The organism is Billgrantia gudaonensis (assembly GCF_900100195.1).
Taxonomy (GTDB): domain Bacteria; phylum Pseudomonadota; class Gammaproteobacteria; order Pseudomonadales; family Halomonadaceae; genus Halomonas; species Halomonas gudaonensis.
This window is the reverse complement of the sequence record NZ_FNES01000032.1, coordinates 1-10,619: the sequence shown is the minus strand read 5'-3', so window position 1 is coordinate 10,619 and position 10,619 is coordinate 1. Positions and strand designations below refer to the sequence as shown.

11 protein-coding genes are annotated in these 10,619 nt (G+C 66.0%); 2 read left to right on the top strand and 9 right to left on the bottom strand.

The features are described from left to right. Positions 1 to 299: transposase (locus BLP96_RS19535; protein WP_143005131.1), on the bottom strand; the 299-nt coding region annotated here is incomplete at its 3' end. Positions 300 to 359: 60 nt separating this feature from the next. Here BLP96_RS19535 and BLP96_RS19530 point away from each other — a divergent pair. Continuing rightward, the gene (locus BLP96_RS19530) at positions 360 to 908 is read left to right on the top strand and encodes a VOC family protein (protein ID WP_340147984.1); all 549 of its coding nucleotides are present in this window, start codon (positions 360 to 362) and stop codon (positions 906 to 908) included. Between the two features lie 237 nt (positions 909 to 1,145). Here BLP96_RS19530 and BLP96_RS19525 read toward each other — a convergent pair whose 3' ends face one another. The 8 genes from BLP96_RS19525 to BLP96_RS19490 all read right to left on the bottom strand — a co-directional run bounded on the left by BLP96_RS19525 (position 1,146) and on the right by BLP96_RS19490 (position 9,786). Beyond that, complete coding sequence (locus BLP96_RS19525; protein WP_089689204.1) at positions 1,146 to 2,087, bottom strand: carbon-nitrogen hydrolase family protein; 942 nt, start codon at positions 2,085 to 2,087, stop codon at positions 1,146 to 1,148. A gap of 216 nt (positions 2,088 to 2,303) precedes the next feature. Next, positions 2,304 to 2,582: a DUF2218 domain-containing protein gene (locus BLP96_RS19520; protein ID WP_089689203.1), complete on the bottom strand. Its 279-nt coding sequence runs from the start codon at positions 2,580 to 2,582 to the stop codon at positions 2,304 to 2,306. 28 nt (positions 2,583 to 2,610) lie between these two features. After that, positions 2,611 to 3,387, bottom strand: coding sequence for an ABC transporter ATP-binding protein (locus BLP96_RS19515; RefSeq protein WP_089689202.1), 777 nt, complete (start codon positions 3,385 to 3,387; stop codon positions 2,611 to 2,613). Further along, positions 3,384 to 4,448 carry a FecCD family ABC transporter permease gene (locus tag BLP96_RS19510; RefSeq protein WP_089689201.1) on the bottom strand — a complete coding sequence of 355 codons (1,065 nt, stop codon included), beginning with the start codon at positions 4,446 to 4,448 and terminating at the stop codon, positions 3,384 to 3,386. The genes BLP96_RS19515 and BLP96_RS19510 overlap by 4 nt, the downstream gene beginning before the upstream one ends. Beyond that, entirely contained in the window at positions 4,445 to 5,599 is a 1,155-nt protein-coding gene (locus BLP96_RS19505; protein ID WP_218118651.1) for an ABC transporter substrate-binding protein, read from the bottom strand. Before BLP96_RS19505 ends, BLP96_RS19510 begins: the two co-directional genes overlap by 4 nt. Before the next feature lie 67 nt (positions 5,600 to 5,666). After that, positions 5,667 to 7,610 (bottom strand): TonB-dependent receptor domain-containing protein, encoded by a 1,944-nt coding sequence (locus BLP96_RS19500; protein ID WP_176761583.1) that lies wholly within the window; start codon positions 7,608 to 7,610, stop codon positions 5,667 to 5,669. Positions 7,611 to 7,705: 95 nt separating this feature from the next. Continuing rightward, on the bottom strand, positions 7,706 to 9,085 hold the full coding sequence (locus tag BLP96_RS19495) for a sensor histidine kinase (protein ID WP_089689198.1): 1,380 nt from the start codon (positions 9,083 to 9,085) through the stop codon (positions 7,706 to 7,708). After that, positions 9,082 to 9,786: a response regulator transcription factor gene (locus BLP96_RS19490; RefSeq protein WP_089689197.1), complete on the bottom strand. Its 705-nt coding sequence runs from the start codon at positions 9,784 to 9,786 to the stop codon at positions 9,082 to 9,084. Before BLP96_RS19490 ends, BLP96_RS19495 begins: the two co-directional genes overlap by 4 nt. A 585-nt stretch (positions 9,787 to 10,371) precedes the next feature. On the opposite strand from BLP96_RS19490, the gene BLP96_RS19485 reads away from it, so the two are divergent. Further along, on the top strand, positions 10,372 to 10,619 hold a 248-nt coding region (locus tag BLP96_RS19485), incomplete at its 3' end, for a site-specific integrase (protein WP_176761582.1).

Here is a 10,619-nt window from a genome sequence, read left to right as displayed (position 1 = left end):
TCCCGCCAGGCCTCCACCTGCTCGGGGTAGAGCCCACGCTCGCGGCAATAGGCGCTGAGTTCGGCCTCGTTCATCGGGGCCGTCTCCAGGACGATCTGGAATTTCTCCTGGCTGGTCCACTGGTCGGGCTCGTTCGAACGTGATGGCAAAACCTGTCCTCGTGCTCTGGCCTGTTTCCGCCAATTGTAGAGGGTTGTCGCGGTGATGCCTTCCTGCTCGGCCAGTTCCGGGATGGTTATGCTCATCGGCGGCGCCATCTTCTTGAGGATGGCTTCCTTACGCTCTGCGGGGTAACGCATGTTGATCACCTCTCAATCCGTTTAGGTGACAACTACGTTGACGCATAGGGTGAACCGGAACTGCAATGCTCTGAGTCATTAGTTGGTTGTATTGGCGCTCGCCGCAGCATAAGGCAGTATTCGAAGGCGCCGCTACCAATGGGTTTTCTTTCCCAACTGCTTTGGTCGGCCCAAGGAATAACAGGTTCAGATCATGAAAGAACAGTTCCATCGGCCGGTGGGTTATACCCGCTACATCTACGAATTTCGGTGCAGCGAGTATCGGAAGTTGATCCCGGTATTTATGAGTACATGACTGAAAGTCATTCGCTGAAGCTTGTCGGTGACCGTGTTCCGGAAGGAACCTTGTACGAGCTAGGTATTGGCGATCAGCCATGGTTGATCGGGGTGGCAATGCCTAGCCAAGGTGGTTTCTCAGGTATTACATTAGCTCACAATGTGGCCAGCAAGTCAGAAGTCGATGCAGTACTCAACCAGGCCGTTTCCGCAGGGGCTAAGCTCATAAAGCCAGCGGAAGAAGTTTTTTGGGGCGGTTACTCCGGTTATTTTCAAGACCCGGAAGGTCATTACTGGGAAGTTGCATACAATCCTTACCAGGATCTGACGTAATGGCGGAGCCATCATCAGTTTCTAACCAAGCCAGCCATGGCGACGATTACGGCATTTCGGTTACGCCTCCATTCCGCAACTGCTTGCATAGCGCACGCCGGGCCTTTTGCACCGACAGCCGGTGTCATCGGGGTGAAGTTTCGATGGATTAAGGGCGAGGGGAAGCTGTCGAGCTTTTGGAACTCGAAAGCCCTTCTCGTCGTGTCTCGGTCAGCGATATTGCCGGGTATAGGGTGCTCATGAGTCGATGAACGCGGCCGGTGCCTGGGGCTTGCGATTGACCGTCAGCGAAAAGATGTCCGGCCGGCCATAGTGGCCAGCCACGTCGAGGGAGCGTCTTGCGCGCAGAGCGGTCTCGATCTCTATCTCGGCGTACAGAATCCCCTTCTCGCGGTTCAAAGGCCCTGCCGTGATATTGCCGGAGGGCGCGACGACCACGGCATTGCCGACGTTGATCCACTCTTCCGGCGAATAGAGCCTGTCGCGTTCGGGAAAGGTTGCCGGGATATCGCGCCCCTGGATGGCGGTGGCGGTGCCGATGACCCAGCAGCCCCCTTCCTTGGCGATGTGTCGCAGTGTGGCAAGACAGGTGTCGCTCGAGTCCCACGTGGGATTGATGAACACCTCCATGGCCTGGGAGTACAGGGCATGGCGTGCCAACGGCATGTAGCACTCCCAGCAGATCAGGCTTCCGATGCGTCCGGCGGGGGTTTCGACCACCTTGAGCCCGCTGCCATCGCCCATGCCCCACACCATGCGTTCGGGATTGGTCGGCATCAGCTTGCGGTGACGGTTGAGCAGGGAGCCATCCGGGCCGATCGTCACGACGCTGTTGAACAAGGTCGTGCCGCTGTAACGACCGTCGATCTCGTTGATCCCCACCACCAGGGTCACGGCATGGCGGGCCGCGGCATCCTGCAACGGGGTGAGATGGTCGGTTCTCAGGTCGACGGCATTCTCGCGCAGTCGCGCATGCAGTTCGCTGGAAAGCGCCATGTCGCCACCCGGCTCGAGCCGCCAGACCCAGGTCGGATAGCCGGGGATGTAGGCCTCGGGAAATACCAGCAGGGAGGCGCCTGCCAGCGCCGCTTCGTCGATGGCTTCGAGCATCCGCTCGAGAGTGGCATCACGCTGGAGCATGACCGGCGGTGTCTGAATGACGGCAATCTTCGTGACCATGACGGCGTTCCTCGTTCATGGTGCGGGCGGCGAACGGCACCTGATCGGGCACCCGCCGCCATGGAGGCTTTCGCCATCGCCGGTTCAGAGGAAAAGCCTGGTCAGGAAGCATTCAGTATAGACGGAGGTGGCAGTGGACACCGGCAGTTCGTGCGAACCGTCGCGCCAGGGGCATCGGCGGTGAGGCCCCAAGCCCTTCACACGGCCGTCGCTCCCTTACTGCCAGGTCACCGTCTCCACTTCGCCGCCGGCGAAGCGCACCAGGTGTGAAGCCACCACCTGACCCAGTTCGTCCAGCTCGGCCTGGCTGGGCGACCGGCAGCTGAGTTCCAGCGCTTGCGGCGTCGCGGTCATGTGGCATTCGCCGATGGCGAAGATCACCTGGCCCGTCTCGCCGGTCCAGTGGGCCTCCACCTTGTGGTTGAAGTGCTTGCACAGCCGGTTGATCAGCCGGCCGGCGTTGGCGGTGGGGACGGTGGCGGTCATGGCGGGCATGTTGACGTCTCCTCGATGAAGGGGCCGGCTACCGGGCCAGTGGCCGGTCCGCCAGCACGATGGGGTGGCCGCGCGAGCAGCGCTCGATGCGGGCCTCGATGCCGTAGGTTCGGGCCAGCAGCGCCGGGGTCAGCACCGCTTCGGGCGCCCCCATTTCCGCCCGACCGCCGGGGGAGAGCACCAGCACCCGGTCGCAGAAGCGCAGCGCCAGGTTGAGGTCGTGGCTGGCCACCAGGGCGATGGCAGCGCGTTCGCGGGTGGCTGTGCGCACCGCCTCGAGCACGTTGAGCTGCCAGTGCAGGTCCAGGGCGCTGGTGGGCTCGTCGAGCAGCATCAGCGGGGGCCGGCGCACCAGTACCTGGGCGAGCCCCACCATCTGGCGCTGGCCGCCGGACATCTCGGCCAGCTGGCGCAGTGCCAGTTGGCGAATGCCCAGGGTGTCGAACACCGCCTCGATGGCGCGCTCGGTCGCCGCCCGCGACTCGCCGTTCCGGGCGGCGCGGCAGGCGCTGAACACCGTCTCGTAGGCCACCAGTGGCACGGCCTGGGGCAGCGGCTGGGGCAGGTAGCCGAGCTGCGTCACGCGCTGGGCAGGGGCGAGTTCGTGCAGCGCCTGGCCGTTCAGGCGCACCTGGCCGCTGGCGTGCAGCAGGCCGGCGATGCCCTTGAGCAGGGTCGACTTGCCCACGGCGTTGGGGCCCACCACCGCCACCAGGCTGCCCGGTTCGATGGCCGGCAGGGTGAGGGCGCGAAACACCGGCTGGCGGCGGTAGCCCACCGTCAGCCGTTGCAGTTCGAGGCTCATAGCGCGGCCCTCCGGCTGCGGGCCACGATCAGGCCGATGAACAGCGGGATGCCCACCAGGGCGGTGACGATGCCCACCGGCAGCACCACTCCCGGCACCAACAGCTTGCTGGCGATCGACGACAGCGAAAGCAGCACGGCACCGGCCAGGGCGCTGCCCGGCAGCAGGAAGCGGTGGTCTTCGCCCAGCATCAGCCGCGCGATGTGCGGTGCCACCAGGCCGATGAAGCCGATCTCGCCGACGAAGGCCATGGCCGCCGCGGTCAGCAGGCTGACCCGCAGCAGCACCAGCAGGCGCATGCGCTCCACCGGCACGCCCAGGCTGCGCGCCTGATCCTCGCCGCTGCGCAGCAGGGTCATGGCCCAGGCGTTGCGCAGCGAGAAGGGCAGGCACACCGCCAGCACGCCGGCCACGATGGCCACCTTGTCCAGCGAGGCGCGGGCCAGGCTGCCCATGGTCCAGAACACGATCTGCTGCACCGACTCGGCGTCGGCGACGAACTGGATCAGCCCCACCACGGCGTTGATGCCGAACAGCAGCGCGATGCCGAACAGCACGACGGCGTGAACCGAGGCGCCCAGGGTGCGCGACAGCAGCAGGATCAGCAGCGAGGCGGCGGCGGCGAACGCGAACGCCGAGAGCGGCAGCAGCAGGTGCACCGCCAGGCCGAACAGCGAGACGTTGAACGCGATCACCAGTGAGGCGCCCAGGGTGGCGGCGGCGCCCACGCCCAGGGTGAAGGGGCTGGCCAGCGGGTTGTTGAGCACCGTCTGCATTTCGGCCCCGGCCAGCCCCAGGCAAGCGCCCACCACCACCGCCATCAGCGCGTAGGGCAGGCGGATGTCGAAGACGATCACGCGGGTGCCGGCTTCCAGCGCCGTGGGATCGAGCAGGCCGCGAACGACGTCCCCCAGCCCCAGCATGGCGGGGCCGGAGGCGATGTCCACCAGCAGCGCCGCGCCCGCCGCCAGCGCCAGGCCGGCCAGGCACAGCACCCGGCGCCATACGAAGCGTCGGTACTGGCCGGCGAGCCCGCCGGCATTCGCTGGCGCCAGACTCATGGCGCGCCCTCGGCGAGGCGCACCCAGTAGGTGCCGTCCAGTTCCACGGGCTGGAAGCGCCGATAGAAGGTGGCCAGCGTGCGCTCGGGCTCGAGATGCGCCAGCCGTTCGGGGTGCAGCCAGCGTGCCAAGGCCTGCACCGCCACCACGTTGAGCGGCGTGTTGTAGAAGTGATGCCAGATGGCGAAGGCGCGTTCGGGGTTCTGGATGGCGGGCAGCGAGGCCAGGCCCGGGCGGTCGGTGGCCCGGGCCAGGGAGCGGCGGGCGGTGGCCTCGTCGACCCCGGCGCCCAGCACCACGTAGGGCTGCTCGGTCTCGGAGACGTGGCGACCCGCCGAGCCGATGGCGGTGGCCAGGTAGCGGTCCGGCGGCTCGTCGATCAGCATCTCCAGGTTGAGCGTGCCGCTGACTCCGGGCAGGCGCTGTGCCGCCACGTTGCGCCCGCCGGCGGCGGGGATGAAGCGTCCCATCATGCCGTCGGCCATGGTTTCGCAGCAGCCGTCGTGCAGGCCCACCCGGCTGTGCAGGAAGACGCTGGGCCGTTCGCTGTCGGGAATCGCCGCCACCGCCTCGCTCACCTTGGCGAGCTCCTCGCGGTAGAAGCGGTTGAAGCGCTCGGCCTCGGCCTGGCGGCCCAGCACCTCGCCGAGCAGGGCCATGCTGCGCGGCGTGTTGCGCAGCGGCTGCTGGCGGAAGTCGACGAACACCACCGCCACGCCGGCGCGTTCCAGGCGCTCGATCAGCTCGCGGTTGCGTGCGCCGGGGCCGTGCCCCTCGAGGCTGAAGATGGCCAGGTCGGCCCCCATCGCCAGCACGCTCTCCAGGCTGAAGCTGTCGGCCGAGGCGTGCCCCACCCGGGGCACCTCGGCCAGCGCCGGGAAGCGCGCCAGGTACTGGGCGTAGCCGGCCGGGTCGGTCTGCTCGAAGTCCGGCAGCAGGCCGGCCAGGCGGTCGACGACCCGCTCGCCTTCGAGAATCGCCAGGGCGGGAATGTAGCGGCTCTCGCCCAGCACGATGGCCTGGGCACGCTCGGGCACGTTCACGGTGCGCCCCGCTAGGTCGGTCACGGTGGCGGCCAGCGCCGGGGCGGCCAGCAGCCAGAGCAGCAGGAGCAGAGCGCCGCGTGCCCGGCGGTGAGATGGCATTGTCATCGGTGTGCTGTCCCTATCCGTTCAACGAACGGGGGGCGCCGCGGCGCCCCCCGTGCCTCGGTCTCGCTCAGAACCGGTAGGCCACGTTCATGCGCACGTCCCGGCCGGCTTCCGGCAGGCCGGCCGCCACGTCGCCATAGACCGCATAGCTGGCATGATCGAAGTACTGCTTGTCGAGCAGGTTGTTGACCGTCAGCGAGAGCGTCAGCCGGTCATCGGTCAGCGGCTGCCAGCGGGCATAGACGTCGTGCACGCCGTAGCCGGCTTTCTCCGGGTAGCCATCGGCCACGTCGGTCAGGCGCTCGGCTAAACGGCCGCTCCAGCCCAGGTCGAGGCTGTCGGTGGCCCGGTAGTTGAGGTTGGCCACCCAGCTGTCGCCCACGCTGGTGCCGAGGCTCCAGTTGTCGTCGCTCAGCGGCTCGCCGTTGAGTTCCGGGCGCGACTGGCTGTAGGAGAGCGAGGCGCTCAGGCGCTCCCAGTCGTAGCCGATGGTGGCGCTGACCCCGCGGGTTTCCAGCTCGCCGAGGTTTTCGAGCACGCCGCTGTAGTTCCTTTCGCCCACGACATCGTCGATCTCGGTGACGAAGGCCTCGGCGGACAGGTAGAGGTTGCCGTGGCGGTAGGTGGCGCCGACCTCGAAGTTGTCGGCGGTCTCTTCCTTGCGGTCGGGCGCATTCACCATGTGGTCGAGAACGAACAGTTCCTTGACCTGGGTGCCGCGAATGGCCCTGGCCCAGCCGCCGTAGAGGTTGAGACGCTGCGTGGCGTCGAAGCTGATGCCCAGGTTGGGGCTGAAGCCCGATTCGCTGAACTCCTGGCCGGTGGCCTCTTCATCGAGCTCGTAGCGGTCGAAGCGGGTGCCGGCGCTGAGTATCAGGCGGTCGGTGGCCTGGAAGTCGTCCTGCACATAGAGCCCGGTCACATGGCCGGTTTCTTGATCGGCATTGAGGCTGCCCTCGTCATGGCGATGATCGATGCCGTAGGTCAGGGTGTGATCGCCCAGCCGCGAGGTATTGCGCAGGTCGACGCCGTAGCTGTCGAGGGTGCCGAGGTAGGTACCGTAGGGGCCGTCGATATGTTCGAGTGACGCTTCCGTGTCGTACACGGTCAGTTCCAGATCCAGCCAGTCGTTGTCCGCGGAATCGAAGCGGTACTTGCCGGTGACGGTTTCGCGAACCATCTCCTGATCGAAGACCGGATTCTTGAAGCTGGGCACCCAGTGCGGGCGGTGCTTGCGGAAGGCTTCGTCCTCGTTGCGCTCGTAGCTGAAGGAGAGCTTCTGTTCGTCGGTCAACTGGCCGACCACTTTGGCGAAACCGGTGATCACCTCGGTTTCGGTGTACGGCTGGACGTTGCCCTCGGCATCTTCGTAGTCGCCGTGGTCGGTCTTGGCCAGCGTGGCCATGGCGCTCCAGTCGTCGGTGAGGCGGCCGAACAGCGAGGCGGAGGCCTTGTAGCCTTCGGTATTGCTGAAGTAGCCGGTCTTCAACAGCCCGCCGACGCGTTCCCCAGGGCGTAGCAGGTCGTCCGGGTCCTTGGTGACGAAGCGAATGGCGCCGCCCAGGGCGCCCGGACCATTGGTGGCCTCGCCGGCCCCGGCGGCGACCTCCACGCGCTCGAGCAGCTCCGGCTCCACCATCAAGCGCCCCTGGTGATGGAACAGGTAGCCCGACTGAGCGGCCCCGTCGACGGTGACGTTGAGCAGGGTATCTTCCAGGCCGCGCACGTACACCTTCTGGGCCACCGGCGATCCGCCGCCGCCCACCGAGACCTCGGGCAGGCCGCTGAAGATGTCCTGCAGGTCATCGGCTTGATAGCGACGCAGGGTGTCGTCGTCCACCATGGCATCGCTGTCGCCGATGCGGTCGGCGGTTACCTGAATGGGGGCGAGTGCCGCGGACTCCTCCTGGGCCAGCGCCAGCGGGCTGGCGGCCAGCAGGGCGATGGCCGTGCACAGGGCGTGACGGCGAAAGACGGGATGGCGTGTTTCAGCGGGTGCGAGAGACTCCATATGCGCTCCAGTGTCAGCGTCACGGATGAGAATCATTATTTTCGGAGACGCATTCTTGCTGGCACGGCGCGCGAAGTGAAACGGTTTTACATTTGTTACGTACCGGCGCTTTTCTCTCGGTCCGTCCCTCGATCCGCCCGGCAGGCGGGGAACCGCAGCGTCATGCGCAGGCCGCCCGAGACGCGGTTCTCGGCGACGATCCGGCCGCCCACCGCTTCCACCTGGCGGCGTGCCAGGGCCAGCCCGAGCCCGTGGCCGCCGGGCTTGTCGCTGCCGCCGGCAGCGCGGAAGAAGGGCGTGAAGATTCTTTCGAGGTGCTCGGGCGCCACGCCCGGGCCTTCATCCTCCACGGTGAGCCGAAAGCCGCCCGGTTCCGGGTTCAAGGCGATCCAGACATTGCCGCCTTCGGGGGTATGGGTGCAGGCGTTGCGGATGACGTTCTCGATGGCCTGGGCCAGGGCGCGTTGGCTGCTGTCGGCGATCTCCGCCTGGTGCGGCAGTTCGGTGTGCAGGCGATGGCCAGGGTATTCGTAGCGGGCGTCTTCCAGGAGGCTGTCGAGCAGGTCGGTGAGATCGAGGCTGTCCTGGTCGAGGCTGGGCTTCTCGTTCTCCAGCCAGGCCAGGGTCAGGGCGTCTTCCACCAGCTCGCGCATCAACCGGCATTCGCGGCGGATGCGCGGCAACAGGTGCTGGGTTTCGATGCCTTCTTCCACGCAGCTCACCGCCATGTCGATACGCGTGAGCGGGGTGCGCAGCTCGTGGGAGAGATCGGCGATCAGGTGGCGCTGGCTGAGGATCAGCTGACCGGTGCGCTCGGCCATGCTGTCGAAAGTTTCGGCCAGGGCGGTGAGCTCGTCGTTGCGGTTGCCGAGCAGAGCGCGCACCCGCACTCCCAGGTTGCCTTCGCTGAACGCCCGGGTGGCCAGTTCCAGCTTTCTCAGCGGGCTCATCAGGTGGCGGTAGATCACCAGGCTCAACGCGATCAGCACCGCCAGGGGCAGGGCGATCTTGAGGAACAGCTTCACCTCGGGCAGATAGGTGCCGGGGCGCATGCGCTGGGGCAGTAGCACCAGGAAATGGGTGTGGCCGTCGGCGAAGGTGGTCTCCATGATGGGGTTTTCTTCGAAGTAGAGATGGATCTTCCACTCCTCGCTGCGGCCGATGCGAAAGCCGTCGCGCAGGCGCTGGGTGAGCACGCTGCCGGCCAGGGGCTGGAGATCCGAGCGCACCACGGCGGCCCAGGTATTCTCGCGCTGCTGCAGCTCGTTCAGCCAGCTCGCCAGGGCCTGCTCGTCGCCGGCGTCGTGGAGGCGTTCGGCGGTGCGCCCCCACGCTTTGAGCGTTTGCTGGTGGCGCTCGGCGATGAAGCTCATCTGCTGTTCGGTCTCGGCGCCCAGGAAGGTGATCACCCACACCAGCGCCAGGGTGCCCAGCGCCAGGGTGGCGCACAGCTTCCATAGCAGCCGCCGGTTCACTGGAAACAGTATCCCTTGCCGTGCACCGTCTGCAGGCGGTCCGCCGCCATGCCCGCCTCCGCCAGCTTGCGCCGCACGCGGCTCAGGTGCATGTCCAGGCTGCGGTCGAAGCGGCTGAACTCGCGTTCCAGCACCACCTGGTAGAGATAGGGTTTGCTCAGCGCCTCGCCCTGGTGGAGCACCAGCACCCACAGCAGGCGGAACTGGATCGGGGTCAGCGCGATGGGCTCACCGGCGTAACGCACCGACAGGCTGCCCCGCTCGAGCGCGAGCGGGCCGACGTTCAGCTCGGCCGGATCGGCGCGCTGGTCGGTGCTGCCCAGGGTGCGCCGCAGCAGTGCCTCGATACGCAGCAGCAGCTCGGTAAAGGCGAAGGGCTTGGGCACGTAGTCGTCCGCCCCGCGGCTGAAGCCGAGGATTCGCTCCTCCTCGGCGCCGCAGGCGGTGAGCATGATCACCGGCGTCTGGCGGGTCCTTCGCAGCCTATCCAGCACCTGGAAGCCATCCAGCTGCGGCAGCATCACGTCCAGCAGAATCAGGTCGAAGCGCTGGCCCAGCGCCGAGAGCAGGCCGTCTTCCCCGGCGTAGCTCTGCTGGGTGCGATAGCCCTTGCCTTCCAGAAGGCGGGATATCTGGCCGTTCAGGGTGCGGTCGTCCTCGACGACCAGCACGCGCGGCCGGCGCTGGGTGACTGCGTTCATGGTTCATCAACACATCGTGACTTTGAGACGTATTATCATATGCATGCGCAGTGCGACTCACAAGCACCCGCATGCCACCCGCCTCGGCAGCGCTGTTTGACGCCGATCAAACCGCCTAAGACATTCATCGCAATTGGCCTCAGGCGCTTTGCGGATCGACACGCCCTCACATAACCTGACTCTCTAAGGCCGCTGAGACGGCCACCAAGCACGCAGGGACTACCGCATGGATGGCGGCCGCCATCGCAGGATGCAAGGTAGGGGCGGTAGCGTGCCCGAAGCTCGGCCACCGCCGCCAATGAGCGTCCGCAGGATGACTGAAACCGGCAAAGGCAGCCGGCACGCGAATTCTGCATAAGTAGTCGAGCTATACTTGGGATATAGAGAAATCAATAAGTTGGAAGAAATGAAGCGCGTCAAATAATATTGTTGAACGCGCAGGATGTTCATTCAATATCAGGACGCGCAGTCCAATCACTGTTGAACTAAACCGCTTCGCGGTAGCTGTCGTCGCATCCTGTCTTTTGCGTCATCGAACCACACTGTTTTTTGACCCACGTGGGTCAGAGAACAGGAGTGATGGCGATGACTGCCTTACGACAGACGATGATCGAGGCCATGCGGCAGCATGGCTTCGCACCACGCACCCACACTACGTACCTGACGGTGATCACCGACCTGGCGCGCTATTTCCACCGCCCGCCGGACACCTTGAGCAGCGACGATCTGCAACGCTTCTTCAATCATCTGGTCCAGGAGCGCGGCTTGTCCGCCGCCAGCTGCCGCGTCTACTTGCACGGCGTGCGGTTCCTCTATTTGCAGGTGTTGCACTG